Raw genomic sequence first — 20,305 nt, forward strand, 5'->3', positions numbered from 1 at the left:
CCGCGAGCGCTGATGTATGGGGCTTTTCGTCACGTCTCCGCCGTCGAAGTGGATCTGCCCTGAGGAGGGAATCACTCTCCCGGCCAGGACGGACGCGAGGGTGGTCTTGCCTGCCCCGTTCACCCCCGTCAGCGCTGTGACCTGCCGGCGGCGAGACTGAGACTCACCCCGTGAAGGACGACGTCGCCGGCGCCGTAGCCCGCGACCAGATCCAATGCGTCAAGAACTGACATGACTTCTCCCAAGTAGCATTCCATAACCTGCGGGTCGGTGAATGCCTCCGCAGGCCTGCCGTCGAAGATGAGTTCGCCTTGGCGAAGGACGGGCACGCGCGAGCAGACTCGAGCGATCAGCGACATGTCGTGATCGACCAGCAGCGTGCCCACGCCGTGCGCCGTGAGATCGGCAATGATGCCGGGAAGCCTTTGCCTCTCCGACAGGTCCAGGCCCGCTCCCGGCTCGTCGAGGAGGAGGTAGCGCGGCACGCCGTTGATGACGCGCGCCAGTTCCACCCGGCGTCGGTGACCCCAGGAGAAGGTCACCGACGCGGGCGTCGAGATCGCTATCGAGACCGAACATGCGAGCGGTCTCTGTGACGGTCTCCTCGGAACTACGGTGTCCGCCGCGGGCCAGCGCAGCCGACATCGCGATGTTCTCGCGAACCGTCAGCGTGTCGAAGAGCCTGAGATTCTGAAAGTTCCGGGCCAACCCAGCCTTCGCCCTCGCGCGCATCGACGATCGGCCGAAATCCTTACCCTCGAAGGTCACCGACCCCGTGGTCGCTTTCAGCAGACCGGAGAGGCAGTTGACAAGGGTGCTCTTGCCGGGACTGGAGATCAGCCGTTGAAATGCTTGAGATCGAGCTTGTCCGCGAAAACTGCGTCGGCTGCGGCGTCGGTATCGGTCGGCTCCGGTCCCTCGATGACGTCGGTCTCGCCGACCGCGAGGTCGGTGAGCCGCACACCATGCCGATCCGCGAACATTTGGGCGCGCTTGATGTAGAGCGGACGGCCGACGGAGTCATTGAGCAGCGCGTCGTGCACCGGAATCGCCTGTCGTGGACGCACGCCGACGATGAAGTCCACCATCTCGGCCATCTTGTTCCACGGAGCGCTCAGCGGCACCAGAAGGGTGTCGGGGGCCGGTCCAGCGGGGACGATGAAGCTGTCACCCGGGTGGTATACCAGCCCGTCGATAATGTATCCGGTGTTCGCGACCACAGGGATGTAGGCGTGGATCACCGCGTGCTGGCCTCCGACCGTTCGCACCGAGAATCCCGCGCATTCGAACTTCTCACCAGCGCCGGTGGCGATGATCTGAATCGCGTCTACTCCTGCGTCCGCCGCCCGGGCGGCGAGGCGAGCAGCTGGCACTTCCGGTGCGCGTACGGTGGCCGAGCTGTTCGCTGCCAGGAATGCCAGGACGGCGCCCTCGTCCAGGTGGTCAGGATGCTGGTGCGTGATCAGAACGTGCTCGGCGCCCTCGAGTGCGGGGGCAGGATCGCTGTACTCACCCGGATCGATGACGATCCGGCGGCCTTCCTTCTCGAGACGGACACACGCGTGACCGAACTTCGTCAACTCGATGCTGATTGTCATAACAGTTCCCATTCTCGAAACGCTGCCCTGAGCCGTGCGGCAGGTGCCGGACGGCAACGACAGGTACTCACCTGCAGCGCGAGGTGAACCCTGCGGTGATCAGTCGCGCTCGACGAGCGCCAGCACTCGCGCGGGGCTCCCTGTTCCGCCCACGATCGGAAGGGGCGCCACCACGATCACCGCGCCCGTTGCCGGAAGCCGATCCAGGTTCTGCAGCGAGGTGATGCCGTACTTGTCATGGCCAAGCAGGTACCAGTGCATCGGCATCTCGGGGTCCATGCTGTGGCCCAGCCCCGCGTCGAGACCCATCGTCTCCACCCCGACACCCGAGATACGCGTCTCCTCGGCCAGCCAGCAAGCGCACTCGGGGGTGAATCCCGGCGTGTGCATTCCCTCGCTGTCCGCGTTGATGAACCTCTCGGCGTTCTGACTGTGCACAGCCCATCCGGTCCGAACCAGCACCCAGCCGTTTTCAGGGAAGTCTCCGTGCTCCGCCTGCCAAGCCTTGAGATGGTCCACCGTCACCAGGAAGTCGGAGTCCGCTGCGGCCTCAGCCGTGAAGTCCACGACCACCGCCGGCCCGATGAGCCGAGGCAGGGGCGTCTGAGAGACATCGCGGCCCTGGCGTCCCGTGATCCAGTGGATCGGCACATCGAGATGAGTACCCGTGTGCTCGCCGATGTGGATGTCGTTGGCCCGCCAGACGGGACCCCGCTCGTCGTAATGGGCGATCTCCTCGAGCGCGAATGGAGCGGGGCTCGGAAACGGGTCAGGCAGGGTCAGACTCGGCGTGTTCGCCGTCAGCTTGTTCGTCAGGTCGATGATCTCGACGGTGCCGTTCGAAATCGCTGCGATCAGATCGCCCAGTTGCGTCATCACCATGCCTCATCTCGTCAATGCGGCGAAGGAAACCTCGCCGAGCAACCACCGCGGCCTCTGGTTCCACACGAACCGGCCCGCACATGTTCGCCAATACTCACCACCGACGACGCTTCTGTCAATTCTGGCTTACCGCGATACCTCCCCTTGCTCCGCCGACGGGGTCCAATCGATGTCTGCGAGCGTGGCGAAGAACGTGCGCAACTCCCCAGCCATGTCGACGCCGTCGCGATCGAGCAGCCACTGAATCTGCAGGCCGTCCATCATCGCGAGAGTGGCGACAGCAGCGTTGTGCGGAGTGAGTCCCGGCTTCAGGCGCCCCTGCCGCTCCAGGTCCTCGAACGCCCCGATGAGGTGGGTGCGAGCCACCTCGTATCGGCTGACGAAGTAGCCGCGCGCCGGGTGATCGAGGGCGGTCGCCTCGGCAGACAGGATGCAGTAAAGCTCCACGACGCCGGGTGCGGAGGAGTTGTGGTTCGCGGTCTCCACCAGTCCACGGAGCGTCACATCACCGTTGCCATCAGCCATCCGGGTCCACTGGAGCGAATGCTCGTCGCGGCGACCGAGCACAGCCGCGAGAAGAGCAGGCTTGTTCGGAAAGTGATGCACGAGCCCCGCTTCGGTTATTCCGACTCGCTGCGCCACCTCGCGCAGCGATCCTGATCGATAGCCTGCCTCCGCGAACACATCGAGTGCCGCGTCGAGAATCGCGGCGCGTGTGATCCGTGACTTCGCATACTCCCCTCGCGGTCCGCGCTTACTGGGCCTGACCATGCCATTCATCATCTACTCCGAACCTCCGTGGACAGCTTCGCCGCCCACTCTCATTCTGGCGGGTTGCTGCAGTTCACCGACGTGTATCAGGACTTAAACTTCCCAAAACCTAGTGAACAGTCATTTTCTTTGCTACGGTCACGGTCACGGCGGGGAAGCCCCCCTGCGGGTCTCGAAAGATGCGCCCACGGCGAAACGGCCGCCGACGAATACGAACAAGAGTTACCTAGCATCGCGATCGATCAGGGGCCACCCCGACGCTTTCCGAACGCCACCCCGCAACATCTTTCACAGCAAAGGAAGCCATCCATGAGAATCAGATCACGCGCCCTTGCGGCCAGCGCATCGCTGAGCAGGAACGGGCCCCGCGGGCTCCGTTGGAAGGTCTCGGCGGCCACCGTCGCGATCGCCGCTCTCGCCCTGACCGGCTGCGCCGGTGCGGGCGAGGACGGCTCGGCCAGCAGCGGTTCGGGTCGCGCCGACCAGCTCACCATCGCGACGTCCGCCGCCCCCGCGAGCTACGACATTTCAGAGGGTGGCGACTACGGCAACCGCAGCCCGTTCTTCCAGGCCGTGTTCGACACGCTTCTGCAGAAGGACTCCTCGGGTGAGATCGAGCCCTGGCTCGCGACCGAGTGGAGCTACAACGACGACAACACGGTGCTGACGCTCACGCTCCGCGACGATGTCGAGTTCACCGACGGCACCAAGCTCGACGCCGACGCGGTGGCCGCGAGTCTGGCGTATGTACGTGACGGGTCCGGGCCGCTGGCATCCGGACTGGCCGGCAAGGAGTTCACTGCCCTCGACGCGACCACAGTGGCCATCTCCCAGCCCGCACCGGACCCGTCACTGATCGACCAGTTGTCCTTCGCCCCGGGCCTCATCCAGGCTCCCTCCACGTTTGACGACCCCGATGCAGCGACCGAGCCGGTCGGCTCCGGCCCGTATGTCCTCGACACGACGTCCACGGTCACCGGCTCGACCTACATCTACACGGCCAACCCCGACTATTGGAACCCGGACGCGATCAAGTACGACAACCTGACAATCCGCGTTCTGGAAGATCCCACGGCGACGCTCAACGCGATCAAGGCGGGGGAGATCAACGGTGCACGGCTGAAGGACAACGTGACGATCCCGCAGGTTGAGGCTTCCGGATGGACGGTCGAGTCCAACCAGCTGGATTTCCAAGGTCTGCTCCTCTTCGACAGGGCCGGGACGATGGCTCCCGAGCTGGGCGACGTCAGGGTACGGCGCGCGATCAACATGGCCTTCGATCGTGAGGCGCTGCTCGAAGCGCTGCAGGATGGCCATGGCACCGTCACGGAGCAGGTCTTCCGGCCGGCATCCGTCGGGTTCGACGAGTCCCTCGACACCACCTACGCGTACGACCCGAAGGGAGCGAAGGCGCTGCTCGCCGAGGCCGGCTACCCCGACGGGTTCACCCTTGATATGGGGTCCACTCCCCTGTTCCAGACCACCAACGCCCTCGTCGCACAGCAACTGGCCGACATCGGCGTCACGGTGAAGTACGACGAGGCGCCCACAGCCCAGTGGTACAGCGACATGACGGCTGGGAAGCACCCCGCGGAGTGGATGAGCCTCGGCCAGGAGCAGGACTGGATGCAGATCAGGGCATTGATCGCGCCCGACGCGCCCTGGAACCCGCTCCACTCGCAGGACCCGCAGGTGGACGAGTACATCAAGACCATTCAGATGGGCACGAAGGACGAGGCAGATCAGGCCACGAAGGACCTCAACGCCTACCTGGTCGAGCAGGCGTGGTTTGCGCCCTTCTTCCGAGTCGACCTGCCTTACGCGGTTGACGCGAAAACGAACCTGGAGTTCTGGCCCACCAACGCCTACCCGTCGATCTTCGGCTTCTCGCCGAAGGACTGAATCCTCTCCCCGCTCGCTCGCCTTGCGCGGGCGGGCGGGGAGACACCACCCACGGGAAAGTCATGTTTGCATTCATCCTTCGGCGCGTGCTGTCGGGCGTCATCCTCATCGCCGTGATCTCATTCCTCGCATTCGCGCTGCTCCACATCAGCGGTGGCGACATCGCCCGCCGCCTCCTCGGCAAGAATGCGACCGCCGAGACAGTCGCCCAGAAGGCCGAGGAACTCGGCCTCGACCGGCCACTGCTCGCACAGTACAGCGATTGGGCGACCGGGGTGCTGACCGGCAATTTCGGCCGCAGCTGGTCAAGCGGCGAGCTGATCTCCGTGAGCCTCGGCAACCGCCTCGCGGTGACGCTCTCTATCGTGATCGGCGCCACGATCGTATCGGCGATCGTCGCGGTCGTCCTCGGCATCCGCGCTGCCCGCCGCGGCGGATGGGTCGACGGCAGCGTCCAGGTGATCTCCCTCATCGGCTTCGCGATCCCCGGCTTCCTGATCGCGCTCGGGCTCGTGCTCGTGTTCGCGATCAACCTGGGCTGGTTCAAGGCGACCGGCTACGTGCCGATCACCACCTCGGTGTCGGGCTGGCTCTCGTCCGTCACGCTCCCGGTAGTGGCGCTGTCGATCGGCGCGATCGCCGCGGTGTCGCAGCAGGTGCGCGGCTCGGTCATCGACGCGATGTCGCGGGACTACGTCCGCACCCTCCGCTCACGCGGTCTCAGTACGAACTCGGTCGTGTACCGGCATGTGCTGCGCAACGCCGGAGGCCCGGCCCTGGCGGTCCTCGCCGTCCAGTTCATCGGCCTCCTCGGCGGCGCCGTCATCGTCGAGCAGATCTTCGCGATCCCGGGCATCGGCGAACTCACGGTGCGTGCGACGACGGTTGGCGACATCCCCGTCGTGATGGGCGTGGTGATCGCGTTCGCGATCATCGTCGTCATCGTGAACCTCCTCATCGACCTCGCCCAGGCGGCGCTGAACCCGAAGGTGCGACTCTCATGACCGCCATCGACGTCCCCCTCGACGTGCCGGTCGCCCCGGTACGCGTCTCGCTCTGGCGCCGGCTGCTGCGACGCCCCGTCGGCCTCGGTTCGCTGATCTTCCTCGTCTTCCTCGGGATCATCGCGATCATCGGCCCGTGGATCGCCCCACAGGACGCGAACTACGCCGACATCCGCAACGTGCTCGCCCCGCCCAGCGCCGCGCACCTCCTCGGCACGGACGGCAGCGGCCGCGACGTCTTCTCGCGCCTGCTCGTCGCCACGCAGACGACGGTCCTGGCGGCCCTCCTCGCCCTCGTCGTCGCGCTCGTCCTCGGTGTGATCAGCGGCCTCATCGCCGGCTACTACCAGGGCTGGTTCAACAGCACCGCCACCTGGGTGACCGAGCTCACCATGGCCCTCCCGGGCATCGTCATGCTGCTGGCCGCCCGCGCCGTACTCGGCCCGTCGGTGTGGATCTCGATGCTCATCTTCGGCGTCCTGCTCGCCCCGGCGTTCTACCGGCTGGTGTACGCGTCGGTGACGGCCGTGCGCACCGAGCTGTACGTCGACGCGGCCCGCGTGTCGGGTCTCAGCGACACGCGCATCATCGGACGCCACGTGCTCTCGGTGGTGCGAGCCCCGATCATCATCCAGTCCGCGATCATCGCGGGTATCGCCATCGCGATCCAGTCGGGACTCGAGTTCCTAGGGCTCGGAGACCCGGGAGTCCCCACGTGGGGTCAGATGCTCAACGACGGCTTCACGAACATCTACACGCAGCCGCTCCTGATGCTCTGGCCGTCGCTCGCGATCGCCCTCACCTGCCTCGCGCTGACGCTCTTGGCCAACGTGCTGCGCGACGAGCTCGAGCGCACCGTGTCAACCGGCCGCAAGCGTCGGCGTGCGACGAAGTCGGCGACCGGGTCCGTGGCCGCGGTGACGACGTCGGTCGGGCTCAGCGGCGGCGACGTCGTCGACCTCGACGAGCCGCCGATCTTCGAGAGCGCCGGCGTCATCGTCCACAAGGGCGACGCGCGCACCAAGGCCACCGAGAAGGTGCTCGACGTCCGCGACCTGCACGTCGGCTACGACCAGCCCGACGGCTCGTACATCGAGGTCGTCCACGGCGTCTCGCTCGACATCCGCAAGGGCGAGGTGCACGGCCTGATCGGCGAGTCCGGATCGGGCAAGACGCAGACCGCGTTCGCGGTGCTGGGTCTGCTCCCCCGCGGCGGCCATGTCACGGGTGGCTCGATCCTGTACGAGGGCACCGAGCTCGCGGGCGCGGACGACCGCGGCTACGCGGGGCTGCGCGGCAAGCGGATCGGCTACATCCCGCAGGAGCCGATGTCGAACCTCGACCCGTCGTTCACGATCGGCAGTCAGCTGGTCGAGCCGCTGCGCAAGAACCTGGGCCTGTCGAAGAAGGCGGCTACCGACCGGTCGCTGGAGCTGCTCGCGCGGGTCGGCATCCCGAACCCGAAGCGCACATTCGACGCATACCCGTTCGAGGTCTCGGGCGGCATGGCCCAGCGCGTGCTCATCGCGGGCGCCGTGTCGACCGACCCCGACCTCATCATCGCCGACGAGCCGACCACGGCCCTGGACGTCACGGTGCAGGCCGAGGTGCTCGAGCTGCTGCGCGACCTGCAGGCCGAGCGGCACATGGCGATGCTCCTGGTGACGCACAACTTCGGCGTCGTCGCCGACCTGTGTGACCGGGTGACGGTCATGCAGAGCGGCCGGTTCGTCGAGCAGGGCCCGGTGCGCGCGATCTTCAACGACGCACAGCACCCCTACACGCAGGGACTGCTGGACGCGATCCTCGACGAGGGTCCCGCCCGCGGCCCGCTCGTCACGAACGGAGCACGAGCATGAGCACCCCGCTGAACACCCAGGCGCCGGGCACTGCGCTGCTGGATATCAGGAACCTCGTCGTCGAGTACCCGGGCAAGGGGTTCCGCGCGCAGCCGTTCCGGGCCCTCCAGGGCGTTTCGCTCGACATCCTGCCGGGCGAGACGGTGGGCCTCGTCGGCGAGTCCGGGTCGGGCAAGACGACGCTCGGCCGCGCGGCGCTCGGCCTCGCCCCCGTGACCGAGGGGTCGATCGTCTACGACGGCAAGGACATCTCTCATCTCAAGCGTCAGGAGCGCCGCGCGCTCAGCTCCGAGATCCAGGTCGTGTTCCAGGACCCGTACTCGTCGCTGAACCCGTCGATGACGATCGAGCAGATCCTCACCGAGCCGCTCACCGCGGCGGGCGTGTCGACGAGCGAGGCGAAAGGGCGCGTGCGCGACCTGCTCGACCAGGTGGGCCTCCCCACCGACGCACGGGGACGCCTTCCCCGCGAGTTCTCGGGCGGGCAGCGCCAGCGCGTCGCGATCGCCCGGGCGCTCGCCCTGCAGCCGCGACTCATCGTGTGCGACGAGCCGGTGTCGGCGCTCGACCTGTCGACCCAGGCCCGCGTCCTGGACCTCTTCATCGACATCCAGAACCGCACCGGCGTCGCATACCTCTTCGTGACCCACGACCTCGCAGTGGTGCGCCACATCAGCCACCGCGTCGCCGTGATGTACCGCGGCGAGATCGTCGAGACGGGCGACGGCGACCGGGTGACCTCCGAGCCCCAGCACCCGTACACCCAGCGTCTCTTCATGGCCGCGCCGGTCCCCGACCCCGACAAGCAGCAGGAGCGGCGCATCGCCCGGCGCGCCCTCCTCGACGCCGAGGCGGCCGCCGGCGTCGCCTGACGCGACGGATGCTGCGGCCCGGCCTGTGAGCGCCGGGTCGCAGCATCCGCCCCTCTGACCCTCCTTCCGAGAACGGAACCTCCCCCGATGACCGAGACCGCCACCTCCACGCACCCCGAGTCGGTGCTGCACCTCGTTCCGCTGCTCGAGCGCCTCACGCTCGAGCAGAAGGCCGCCCTCGTGCAGGGCGCCGACTTCTGGACCACCGTCCCCGTGCCCGAGATCGGCCTGCGGGCGATGACCCTGTCGGACGGCCCGGCTGGTGTGCGTGGGCAGTCCTGGGACGAGCGCGAGCCGTCGCTCAACCTGCCGTCGGGGTCGGCCCTGGCCGCCTCGTGGGACGTGGACCTGGCGTACCGGTACGGGGCGGCGGCAGCATCCGAAGCCAGACGCAAGGGCGTGGACGTGCTGCTCGGGCCCACGATCAACCTGCACCGCTCCCCACTGGGGGGCCGACACTTCGAATGCTTCAGCGAGGACCCCGAGCTGTCGGCCGAACTCGCCGCCGCCTATGTGCGGGGCCTCCAGGACAACGGCGTCGCCGCGACGCCCAAGCACTACGTCGCCAACGACTCCGAAACCGACCGCTTCACCGTGGACGTCCGCGTCGACGAACGGGCACTTCGAGAGCTCTACCTCGCGCCCTTCGAGCGTGCCGTCGAGGCCGGCGCCTGGACGATCATGAGCGCCTACAACGCGGTCAACGGGGTAACAATGACCGAGAACGACCTGCTCGAGACGCCGCTCAACTCGGAATGGGGCTTCGACGGCGTCGTGATCAGCGACTGGACCGCAGTCCGTTCGCTCGACTCCGTGCCCGCCGCGCAGGATCTCGCGATGCCCGGCCCCGCCCCGGCCTACGGCGACCTCATCGCGGCGGTGCGCGACGGCCGCGTTTCCGAGGCGGACCTCGACCGGAAGGTGCTGCGCCTGCTGTTGCTCGCAGAGCGCGTCGGTGCCCTCGGCGACAACGCGCCGGTGCAACCCGCCACTCTGGACGGATCCGCGTTCGCGCGGGAGGCTGGCGTCGCAGGCACCGTGTTGCTATCGAATGATGGCGTGCTGCCTCTGGATGTCTCGTCGCTGACACGGATCGCCGTCATCGGCCACAATGCGCGAGAGGCCCGCACGCAGGGCGGCGGCAGCGCTACCGTGCTGCCTGAACGCATCACGTCGCCACTGGACGGCATCCGCCATGCGTTCAGGACGACGGATGTGCGCTACCAGCTCGGCGCTGTCGTGCAGGAAGGCGTCGCCGAGATTCCCCTCGCGCATCTCACCAACCCGATCACGGGCGAACCGGGCCTGCGCGTCAGTTTCGTGGGCGCGGACGGCGCCGAGCTGTTCGCCGAGGACCGTCGCTCGACCGCGCTGGTGTGGTTCGGTGATGAGGAGACCATCGCGGCCAGCGACAGGATCATCTTCCAGACGGTGTACACACCGACGGAGTCTGGCGAGATCGAGCTGGGCTTTGCGAGCGCGAACCCCGGCAAGGTGTACGTGGACGGTCGCCTCTTGGTAGACGCGGCGCCGGTGATCGAAGGCACCGGCCTGGATGTCGAACTTCTCAACCTCCCTTCGTTCACCGGGACCGTCGCCGTTGAACGCGGCCGCGAGATCCTGATCCGCGCCGAGATTGTCCGCGCGCGCAGAAGTGCCATGAGTGTGACCCTCGGCGTCGCGCCCGAGCGCACCGACCCTGAGAATCTCATCGCGCGGGCCGTCGCGGAGGCCGCGGCATCCGATGTCGCCGTGGTCGTGGTCGGCACCAACGCGAAGGTCGAATCCGAGGGCTACGACCGCATCAGCCTGGACCTCCCCGGACGGCAGGACGATCTCGTGCGCGCGGTGGCCGCCACCGGCACCCCGACGATCGTCGTCGTCAACGCCGGCTCGCCGGTCGTGCTGCCGTGGGCAGACGAGGTCGGCGCTATCGTGCAGGGCTACTTCGGCGGCCAGGAGTTCGGCCACGCGATCGCCGACGTCCTCACCGGCGCCGTCGAGCCCGGCGGGCGCCTGCCCACGACATGGCCGGCAACGCTGGCCCACACCCCGGTGACGGATGTCACCCCCGACGAGGGCGCGCTCCGCTACACGGAGGGCGTCCACGTCGGGTACCGCGCATGGCTTCGGGATGCCGCCGAGCCCGCGTTCCCCTTCGGTCACGGGCTCGGCTACACCACGTGGTCGTGGGGCGCTGCCCAGCGCCGTGGCGACGACGTCGAAGTGACTCTCGCGAACACCGGACGCCGCCTGGGCAAGCAGGTGGTGCAGGTGTACGCCGAGCGTCCCAACTCCTCTGTAGAACGTCCGGTCCGTTGGCTGGTCGGCTTCGCAACCGTCAGCGTTGCCCCCGGCGAGATCGTCACGGCCACCATCCCGGTGCCCGAGCGCCGCTTCGCCCACTGGGCAGGCGAGTGGGCGGTCGAACCCGGCGCTTACACCCTCCGCATCGGCGCTTCGGTCGCGGACCTGCCCCAGTCACTGCAATGGCTCATTGCCGATGGGCGGGCCTAAAGGCCCTCTCCCGACCGGCGCCGCGCCGGCAAGCAGGCGACCTGTCGCTGAATGCGCCCAGCCGACCTCGCGTCGCTTCAACCAGGAAATGGACCACATCCCTCATGAAACTCCCGCACCCCATCCCCCTCACGTCCCTGTCCACTGTCGAGGCGACACCGAGCGGCCTGATCGCGAAACTGCTCGGCGGCAGCCGCCCGGAGTTCTTCCGCGTCGACGCGATCCGTGAGGACATCGTGCGTCTCAAGATCAGCCGGGGCGGGGTATTCGACGAATCACCCACCTTCGCCGTACGCGATGATCTTGAGCTCCCCGACGTGCCGGTCACCGTCGAAATCACGGCCGACCAGGCTCTTGTCCGAACGGCCGCGCTGACGGTGACGGTCGGCGTGCATCCGTTCCGCATCGACGTCGTTCGGGCCGACGGCTCCGTGGTCTTCGAAACCGCGGCGACCGACACCGGAACCGGCATGTTCGGCATGCTGTCCTCGGACGGCAAATCGTTCGACACCTATGCGTCACTCAACGACGCCTTCACGTTCTCCCGCCGCGTCGAACCGGACGATGTCATCTACGGGTTGGGCGAGAAGACCGGTCCGCACAACCGCCGCGGACTGGACTACACCTTGTGGAACGCGGACGTGCTCAACCCGAACGCCAAGGGCGAGTTCGCGCGCACTCTGGACACCGGCGATCCCCGCGCGGACAACAGAGGCACGCTGTTCGACCCGTACTACGTCTCGGTCCCGTTCCACTACCACCAGGATGCCCGGACCGGGCGTGTGTCCGGATCGTTCGTAGACAACGGGTACAAGGGCTATTACGACTTCACCGCCCCTGACCGTTACACCGTGCGATTCGACGGCGGCCAGTACACCGAGTATGTCTTCGCAGGTCCGAACATCCCCGACATCCTCGAGGGATACACCTGGCTCACCGGTCGCACGCAGCTTCCCCCTCTCTGGTCGCTCGGGTATCACCAGTGCCGTTGGAAGAACTACAGCCAAGGAGATGTAGAAGAGCTCGCCGCCTCCTTCCGGGATCTCGAGATCCCGTGCGACGCGCTCTGGTTGGACATCGATTATATGGACGGGTACCGGGTCTTCACGTGGAATCGCGATCTCTTTCCCGCACCTGAACGGATGCTGGAGACGCTCGCAGCGGACGGCTTCCGCACAATCACGATCGTCGACCCCGGGGTGAAAGCGGAGCCCGGCTACGAAGTCTTCGACTCCGCGCTCGAACGGGACGTCCTGTGCAAAACCGAGGGCGGCGACGTGTACATCGGCCAGGTCTGGCCGGGCGACACCGCCTTCCCGGATTTTGTGACGGAAGAGGCGCGCGCGTGGTGGGGCGAGCTCAATGCCCGTCACGTCGCGTCCGGCCTCGCCGGCATCTGGAACGACATGAACGAACCCGCCACCGGCAACATCCCGCCCAACCGCATGCGGTTCGGTGCAGGCGCGTACCCGCATGAGCGCTACCACAACCAGTACGCGCTTCTGATGGCGATGGGAACCGTCGACGGCCTCAAGAACGCGATGCCGGAGTTGCGCACCTTCGTGCTCTCCCGAGCAGGCTCCGCCGGAATTCAGAGGTACGCGGCGAACTGGATGGGCGACAACCTCGCGAACTGGGACCACCTGCGCGTCGGAATCGCGATGGCATGCGGCTTCGGCCTCTCCGGACAAGCGTTTGTCGGGGCCGACGTGGGCGGCTTCATGGGGCACAGCTCACCTGAGCTGTTCGCACGATGGATCCAGTACGGTGCGCTCACCCCGTTCTTCCGCAACCACTCGAGCATCTTCAATCGGGACCAGTACCCTTGGGCGTTCGGGGACGCCGTTCTGGACATCGCTCGCGACGCCATCGAACTGCGCTACCGTCTCCTTCCCTACATCTACTCCGCGTTCGTACGGTCTTCCGAGGACGGCGCGCCCGTGCAACGGCCCCTCGCCTTCGACTACCAGTACGACGCCACGGTCGCCGACATCGACGACGAGTACCTTCTCGGCTCCGATCTCCTGGTCGCCCCGATCACCGATGCCGGGGTGACAGCACGTCAGGTCTACCTCCCCGCCGGCGGCTGGTATGACTGGCACACGAACGAGTTGCACGAGGGGGCTCGCCATATCGTGGCGCCGACGCCGATGGACCGCATTCCCGTCTATGCCCGCGCCGGGGCGGTGATCCCGATGCTCGAGGTCGCACCCCAGAGCACCTACGAACTCGCCCCTGACGCGATCGAACTGCATGTCTTCGTGCCGGACCAGGACGGCGTCACGTACCAGAGCTTCCTGCAGGAAGACGACGGCCTGACCTTCGCGGCGAACGACGGGATGCGCCTGCGTACGCGCCTCGAGGTCACGCGCCTAGACGATGTTCTCGAGCTGCGGGTGAGCAGCGACGGGGAGGCGTTCGACGGATTCGCGCGCGAGCGGTTCGTGATCACGTTGCATGGCGCGAATCCCGTCCACGTTACGGCCGAAGGCGTCGACGTGGATGTCGTCGCGGGGCGCTTCGAGCTCCCCACCTCGCTGCTGATGGGCGAGTCGGAGGTGTTGATCAGCATGGGATTGGAGGGCGACCGATGACTCGGACATTCATTGCCTTGTGGGGCGCTCTCGGAGGAGGAGCTTCGCGCACCCATCACGCAGGGCGTGAGGCGTACTCGGGCACATCGGCGAGATCGACAAAAGCGACTGGAGAGGATTGACAATGAACAGAATTCGAATCGGGGCCATCGGCCTCGGCAACGTGGGGTCCGCACAGGTCGAGACGATTGCACGATCGGTGGGGGCGGGCGACCTGGTGGCGGTGTCCGACCTTGATGTCGCGCGTGCGCAGGTCATCGCGGATGCGCTGCCGGGCGCGGTTCGCGTATTCGAGATGCCGGAAGAACTCATCGCCTCGGACGAGGTCGATGCGGTGACGATCGCGTCGAGCGCGGAATCGCACCTCTCGCTGGTGCTGGCCTGCATCGAGCATCGCAAGCCGGTGTTCTGTGAGAAGCCCCTCGCTCTGACCGCCGCCGACTGTGAACAGATTCTCGATGCAGAGGTGCGCGCCGGACGCCGCTTCGTCCAGGTGGGGTTCATGCGCCGCTATGACGGGGCTTTCGCCGATCTGAAATCCGTGGTCGACACGGGCGATCTCGGGGAGATCGTGTCGTTGCAGTTCGTCCACCGCGCCGCCGACGTTCCGCCGTGGGTCACCTCATCCGCACACACGACGGAAGCGGTGGTGCACGAGGCGGATAGCACCCGCTGGCTCCTCGACGACGAGATCGTTGAGGTTCGCGTGACGGGAAACGGGGGGAGGTTCGGTCTCGATGAGTGGCTGGACCCGCAGTTCTTCTATTTCCGTACCGCTCGCGGCGTGATGATCTATTCGGAGGTCTTCCTTAAGGCAACGTACGGCTACGAGATCGGCTGTGATGTCGTCGGGCGTCAGGGAGTGGGCCGACTTACGAACGCGACGCCTGTGTCGGTGAGCCTCGACTTCCGCGAGTCGGGGGTACGAGAGGCAGACTTCACGGTCCGGTTCGGAGATGCATACCGTCGTGAGCTGGAAGCCTGGGCGCTGGATGCTGTCGGGGGCGTCGTCAACGGGCCGAATGCGTGGGATGGGTACTGCGCAGCGGCGGTCACCGACGCCTGTCTCCAGTCCCTTGAGAGGGGCACTCCTGTCGACGTGCAGTACCGTCCGCGCCCGACGCTCTACTGAGGATCCGATTCGGAGTGATGTCCGTCAGCTGGACACGAGGGTCGAGATGAGTCCCACCAGCACGTACGCCGCGATCTACAACATCCAGTCCGAAGCAGTATTCCCGCCCGGCCCGCCGGAATCCCCGGCGGGCCCGACCTCCGATTTCTCGCGACCTCTTCCGAAGGACTGTGCATGCTCACCTTCATCGTCCGACGGTCAGCGTCTGGCTTGAACTTCATCGCCGTGATGACGGTGATTGCCTTCATCTGCTCGAACTCGGCGGCGGGAACATCGCGCGCACGATCGTTGGCTAGATGTGATGTCCAGGCAGGTTGTTGAGTCTGCTGATGGGTGCGGCTCCGATGGCGGAGTGTTGCCTGTGGACTCTTCTATGAAGCTTCTATATCTCGTCAACCCCGAGCTTCGTGTCTGACGCGGCGTTGAGGTGTCGGTAGATGCTTCGGGCGAGGTAGCGCTTGAGGATGCGACGGATCTCGCGGTCGGTCTTGCCTTCGGCGCGTCGCCGGTCGACGTAGGAGCGGGTGCCGGGGTCGTGGACCATTCGGACCATCGCGATGACGTTCAAGGCTCGGTTGAGTTGCCGGTCACGCGACAATGGTGCTCACAGCGATCCGGTCCTTTCCTTGAGATGGGCGATGACTCGGTCGCTGACGACCGGCGCCGGCCGGGAGGGGATCACTTCGGGGCATACCTGTGATGAGCCACGACCGTGAGGTCGGACATGCTTCTGATCAAGCCACTGAGGTGGGCCGGGAAGGCGCCGGTCACCCGCCGCGACCGGACAGTTCATAGGCAAGGCACCCCGTGACGGCGGCCAAGTTTGTCATGAGTCACGACCACGGCGGAGCGACCAACGCCCACCCTGCCAGCCAGTCCCGGACCAGCCGCCTCCAGATTCACAGTCTGTCAAGTTGTCTGCAAGGTGGCGTCGGGCTCGGCGTGCACTCGCTCCAGGGTTCGGTAGAGCTGGCGGGCCAGATAGCGCTTGAGGACTCGTCGGATCTCTTTGGTGGTGCGTCCTTCTGCGCGGCGTCGTTCGACGTAGGCGCGGGTTTCTGGGTCGTGGGTCATGCGGGTCACGACGGCCATGTGCAGGGCGCGATTGGGAGTGCAGCTCCGCGACTCCGTTGACCTTCGCGCCGGCGACCGTGGCCAGGTAGGCCATCCGCACCGAACGCTCCGGATGCTCCGCGATGATCGACATGCTGCGGATGCGCAGCTCATCGTCGCCGAACCGCTCACGCACCCCGACCAGGAACTTGTCGTTGATGCGGTAGATGATCTCCAGGTGACGGGGCAGCAGGCGCCCCAGCAGCTCGACCGGCCACACCTCGAGCGCCTCGGGGAGCAGCGTGTGGCAGGTGTACGCGAAGCACCGCTGCGTGATCGCCCACGCGGCATCCCAGTCCATCCCCTTCTCGTCGACGAGCACCCGCATCAACTCCGGCACCGCGATCACCGGGTGGGTGTCGTTCAGCTGGAAGATCACCCGCTCCGGAAGCCTCGCGAGGTCGTAGCCGTCGGCGAGCATGTGGTCGAGGAAGTCGTGGATGGATGCCGCGACCAAGAAGTACTGCTGCTGCAGCCGCAATTCTTTGCCCTGCGGTGTGGAGTCCTCGGGGTACAGCACTTTCGAGATGTTCTCGGCGAACACCTGCGCGCGCACAGCTTCCTCGTAGTCCCCGGAGTTGAAGATGCGCAGGTCGAAGGCGTTGGTGGCGACCGCCTTCCACAGCCGCAGCGTGTTCACCCGGCCGATCTGGAAACCCGGCACCATATAGTTGCAGGGCACTGCTTGCACGTTCCACCCCGGAACCCAGCGGGTGCGCGTCATCCCGTCCTCGTCGTACCGCTCGGTGTGCCCGCCGAAGGAGACGGTCTGCGCGTTCTCCGGGTGCGGAAACTCCCACGGCGAGCCGAGTGCCAGCCACGCGTCTGGCTGCTCCACCTGCTGGTCGTCGATGAACGTCTGCCGGAAAGATCCCGTACTCGTAGCGGATGCCGTAGCCGATGCTCGGCACACCCATCGTCGCGAGGGAATCGATGAAGCAGGCAGCGAGGCGCCCCAAGCCGCCGTTGCCGAGTCCCGGTTCGACCTCCTGCGCGCGGAGGTCATCGAGGTCGGCCCCGCACGCCGCCAACGCCTCCTCCGCGACCTCGGTCAGGCCGCTAGCCAGCAGATTGTTGTCCAGCTGCGCGCCGAGCAGGTACTCCGCCGAGAGGTAGCACACCCCCTTCGCCTGCGTCTCCCGTTGGCGGCGGAGATCCTCCAGCCACCGAGCCATCAGGTAGTCACGCACCGTCAGCGCCAGCGCGAGATAGCGGTCGTTCACGCTCGACGCGGACAGCGGCACGCCGCAGGAGAAGTTGAGGTTGCGCAGGAACTCCTTCGCGAAGCCATCGACGGTGGCCGACGGATGCGACACCGGGGCGAGGGCAAGCAGGTGCGTGGCGGTGGTTGGCTGAGTCACGGGTTGTCCTTGGGCTTCAGTGGAGATCGTCATGCGGGGCGCCGGCCGCGGTTGCCGGTGTCGCTCGAGTGGTCACCTGGAGCCAGAGGAAGCCCCAGGCGGGAAGGTTGAGTCCGTTCTCCAGGTGCACCCGTGCGCCTGTGAGGAGATCGATCGCGTCTGAGTCGAGGCCGGACATGGTGTGATCGTCGATGTGGACGGGATGGTCACCGACGTTGGCGAGGACGAGCACGACGAGGCCCGCACCGGGTCCCGACGACGCCTCGGTGAGGGGTATGGAACGGGACCAGCGTGTTGCCGGCGAACGCGGGTGTGCGTTGACGGGCATGAATGAGGTCTGTCAGGCGACGGTGGATTCGCCCCGCCGTCGCGGTCATGTCATGTCGGGACGCGTAGGCGCTCTCCGGGCGGGCGGGACGATGCACCCACCTGCTGTCATCAGCCCGCGTCGGGTCGTCGAGATAGGTGTAGTCGTTGGCCTGGGCGACCTCGTCACCCAAGTAGAGCAGTGGGATGCCTCCGGTCGACAGCGCGATCGCGTGTGCGAGGATGACGCGGTCCTCCCCGCCGTCGAGGCCAGCTTCGATGCCCGCCAACGACGCGGAAGTCCCGGCGATACGTGCGTCGCCGGTCTTGGGGTTCTCCTGGAAGGCGACCCCGCGTGAGAAGGTGTCGTCGACACGGCCGACATAGAAGTCGTTGAGGAATCGACGGTGTGCATACCCGTCGATTCCCAGCTCGGCGGCGTCTTCGTCGGCGAAGGTCCAGCCGATGTCGTCGTGACTGCGCACGTAGTTCACCCACGACGTTCCCGCGGGGAGGGCGTGGCGACGGTCGAGGGCCTGTTGCAGCAGCCTGGCATCCCGGGTGGCCAGCGCTTCCCAGGTGAGCGCCATCTGCAGTGGGTTGTACGAGAGCCGGCACTCCTCAGGGGAGATGTAGCTGATGACTTCGTCCGGGTGCACGATCGCCTCGGACTTGAACAGCACGGACGGTGCTCCCATGTGGAGGATGGCGTTGAACGCGCGCAGCAGCAGGTGGGCTTCGGGAAGCGATTCGCACGGGGTGCCGAGTCGTTTCCAGATGAACGCGACGGCATCCATCCGCAGCACTTCGACGCCGTGGTTGGCGAGGAACAGCATCTCGCCGGCCATCGCGCGGAACACCGCCGCGTTGGCGTAGTTGAGATCCCATTGGAAGTGGTAGAACGTCGCCCAGATCCACCGGCCATCGGGGAGTTGGACGAAGGCTCCCGGGTGGTCATCGGGGAAGATCTCGCGGACGGTCTGCTCGAACAGGTCGGGCATCGTACGGTCGGGATAGATCAGATAGAAGTCTTCGTACCCTGGTTCTCCGGCGATGGCGCGTCGTGCCCACTCATGCTCGTTGCTGGTGTGGTTGAAGCTGAAGTCGACGACCAGCGAGATCCCCGCGCTGCGGAGATCGGCCGCGAGCTCCGCGAGCTCCGCCATGGTGCCCAGGCGGGTGTCCACCTCCCGGTAGCTGGACACGGCATAGCCGCCGTCGTTGTTGCCCTCGGGAGATGCGAACAGCGGCATGAGGTGGAGGTACGTCAGGCCGAGCTCAGCCGATGCTCTGTGCCGGGCAGCCGCACGACTGACGTACAGCGATCTCGGGAGTGGTGCGCTGAACTAGTTGGGGGTTTCCTCCGGCAAGCTGCTCAAGCAAGTGAGCAGCGGCGCGGTGGCCCAACTCGGTTCCATGGGTCGAGATGCTGGTCAGTGGAGGTTCCCAGAGGGCGGCCGTGGCGACGTCGTCGTATCCGGTGACGGCGATGTCGTCGGCGAGCCCGTGGAGGCGCAGTGCGCGGTAGACGCCGAACGCGACGCTGTCGCTGTGGCAGATGATGACGTCCGGTCGGAGACCGGAGTCGATGAGTTCCCGCCCGGCCTGGAGTCCGCCTGCTCCGCTGGTCTCGGAGGGGAATTCGTGCAAAGACGTCGCGGCGATGCCGGCATCCGCCATTGCCCGCTTGACGCCACCGATGCGATTTTCGCGCGACAGCATGCCGATCGGTCCGCCGACGTACGCGATCGTGGTCGCGTTGTGGACGTCGATCATGTGGCGTGCGGCGAGGTTTCCTCCGAGCACGTCGTCCGCGCCGACATACGGTGCGGGAGTGCCGGGAAGGTACCGCGTCATGAAGACGAAGGGCAGTCCCAGTTCTTGGAGGGAGGCTGGGAACTCTGCTGTTGTCCCCGTCGCGGGCACGATGGCCAGTCCCGCGACCTTGTGGCCACGCAGTTCGCGGACAGCGGCATCCTGCGCGTCAGGGTCGTCGCTGGTGTCGACGAGCAGGCATGCGAAACCCGCTGCGGCCAGCGATTTCTCCAGGCCGTGCAGTAGCTCGCCGAAGAATGGGTTGGCCAGATTGGTGACGACGACTCCGACGGTGTTGCTGGTGTGGTTGCGCAACGCGGCGGCGCCCCGGTCCGGCACGTAGCCGAGGGCGCTCATTGACGCGCGCACGCGTTCCCGGGTCGCCTCCGATACCCGTCCGGTCTGGCGCAGCACGAGGGACGCGGTCGCCCGGGAGACGCCCGCGTGCGCGGCGACATCGTTCAGCGTGACGCCCGCGCCGTTCGGCGCGTGATCGGCCCGTCTCATGCACTTCATCCTTGCAGCGGTTTGAGGTTGCACTTGCATCTCCATGCTAGATCGATCTATCATCCAGGTCAC

At 66.5% G+C, this 20,305-nt stretch carries 12 protein-coding genes and 4 pseudogenes; 7 read left to right on the plus strand and 9 right to left on the minus strand.

From position 1 onward, the window contains the following. Positions 1–128: 128 nt before the first annotated feature. The 4 genes from MRBLWH7_RS11865 to MRBLWH7_RS11880 all read right to left on the minus strand — a co-directional run bounded on the left by MRBLWH7_RS11865 (position 129) and on the right by MRBLWH7_RS11880 (position 3,251). Positions 129–512: a hypothetical protein gene (locus MRBLWH7_RS11865; protein ID WP_341994694.1), complete on the minus strand. Its 384-nt coding sequence runs from the start codon at positions 510–512 to the stop codon at positions 129–131. A 324-nt stretch (positions 513–836) separates the two neighbouring features. Beyond that, a complete protein-coding gene (locus MRBLWH7_RS11870) occupies positions 837–1,655 on the minus strand; it encodes an MBL fold metallo-hydrolase (RefSeq protein WP_341994696.1) in 819 nt (272 codons plus the stop codon). 42 nt (positions 1,656–1,697) lie between these two features. Next, on the minus strand, positions 1,698–2,474 hold the full coding sequence (locus tag MRBLWH7_RS11875; RefSeq protein WP_342002030.1) for a cyclase family protein: 777 nt from the start codon (positions 2,472–2,474) through the stop codon (positions 1,698–1,700). A 132-nt stretch (positions 2,475–2,606) separates the two neighbouring features. Next, the gene (locus tag MRBLWH7_RS11880) at positions 2,607–3,251 is read right to left on the minus strand and encodes a TetR/AcrR family transcriptional regulator (RefSeq protein ID WP_341994698.1); all 645 of its coding nucleotides are present in this window, start codon (positions 3,249–3,251) and stop codon (positions 2,607–2,609) included. 309 nt (positions 3,252–3,560) lie between these two features. Between MRBLWH7_RS11880 and MRBLWH7_RS11885 the strand changes: the two genes are divergently transcribed. The 7 genes from MRBLWH7_RS11885 to MRBLWH7_RS11915 all read left to right on the plus strand — a co-directional run bounded on the left by MRBLWH7_RS11885 (position 3,561) and on the right by MRBLWH7_RS11915 (position 15,131). Next, entirely contained in the window at positions 3,561–5,153 is a 1,593-nt protein-coding gene (locus MRBLWH7_RS11885; RefSeq protein ID WP_341994700.1) for an ABC transporter substrate-binding protein, read from the plus strand. Between the two features lie 62 nt (positions 5,154–5,215). Continuing rightward, positions 5,216–6,157 (plus strand): ABC transporter permease, encoded by a 942-nt coding sequence (locus MRBLWH7_RS11890; RefSeq protein ID WP_341994702.1) that lies wholly within the window; start codon positions 5,216–5,218, stop codon positions 6,155–6,157. Continuing rightward, entirely contained in the window at positions 6,154–8,016 is a 1,863-nt protein-coding gene (locus MRBLWH7_RS11895) for a dipeptide/oligopeptide/nickel ABC transporter permease/ATP-binding protein (RefSeq protein ID WP_341994704.1), read from the plus strand. The genes MRBLWH7_RS11890 and MRBLWH7_RS11895 overlap by 4 nt, the downstream gene beginning before the upstream one ends. Further along, on the plus strand, positions 8,013–8,888 hold the full coding sequence (locus MRBLWH7_RS11900) for an ATP-binding cassette domain-containing protein (RefSeq protein WP_341994705.1): 876 nt from the start codon (positions 8,013–8,015) through the stop codon (positions 8,886–8,888). The genes MRBLWH7_RS11895 and MRBLWH7_RS11900 overlap by 4 nt, the downstream gene beginning before the upstream one ends. Before the next feature lie 87 nt (positions 8,889–8,975). Continuing rightward, positions 8,976–11,405, plus strand: a complete 2,430-nt coding sequence (locus tag MRBLWH7_RS11905) for a glycoside hydrolase family 3 C-terminal domain-containing protein (RefSeq protein WP_341994707.1) — start codon at positions 8,976–8,978, stop codon at positions 11,403–11,405. Between the two features lie 104 nt (positions 11,406–11,509). Further along, on the plus strand, positions 11,510–13,999 hold the full coding sequence (locus MRBLWH7_RS11910) for a TIM-barrel domain-containing protein (protein ID WP_341994709.1): 2,490 nt from the start codon (positions 11,510–11,512) through the stop codon (positions 13,997–13,999). Between the two features lie 124 nt (positions 14,000–14,123). Further along, a complete protein-coding gene (locus MRBLWH7_RS11915) occupies positions 14,124–15,131 on the plus strand; it encodes a Gfo/Idh/MocA family oxidoreductase (protein ID WP_341994711.1) in 1,008 nt (335 codons plus the stop codon). A 382-nt stretch (positions 15,132–15,513) separates the two neighbouring features. On the opposite strand, the pseudogene MRBLWH7_RS11920 reads toward MRBLWH7_RS11915, so the two are convergent. The 5 genes and pseudogenes from MRBLWH7_RS11920 to MRBLWH7_RS11940 form a co-directional block, all read right to left on the minus strand. Then, a pseudogene (locus MRBLWH7_RS11920) lies at positions 15,514–15,720 on the minus strand (IS110 family transposase); the annotation flags it as partial. 320 nt (positions 15,721–16,040) lie between these two features. Next, a pseudogene (locus MRBLWH7_RS11925) lies at positions 16,041–16,244 on the minus strand (IS110 family transposase); the annotation flags it as partial. Then, positions 16,237–17,638 (minus strand): annotated as a pseudogene (gene glgP, locus MRBLWH7_RS11930) (glycogen/starch/alpha-glucan family phosphorylase); the annotation flags it as partial. The pseudogenes MRBLWH7_RS11925 and glgP, both read right to left, overlap by 8 nt. After that, positions 17,622–19,191, minus strand: a pseudogene (locus MRBLWH7_RS11935) (alpha-amylase family glycosyl hydrolase); the annotation flags it as partial. The pseudogenes glgP and MRBLWH7_RS11935, both read right to left, overlap by 17 nt. Further along, positions 19,190–20,296, minus strand: coding sequence for a LacI family DNA-binding transcriptional regulator (locus tag MRBLWH7_RS11940; protein ID WP_342002032.1), 1,107 nt, complete (start codon positions 20,294–20,296; stop codon positions 19,190–19,192). The pseudogene MRBLWH7_RS11935 and the gene MRBLWH7_RS11940, both read right to left, overlap by 2 nt. Positions 20,297–20,305: the final 9 nt, after the last annotated feature.

Origin of the sequence: Microbacterium sp. LWH7-1.2 (genome assembly GCF_038397755.1) — a bacterium.
Classification (GTDB): Bacteria; Actinomycetota; Actinomycetes; order Actinomycetales; family Microbacteriaceae; genus Microbacterium.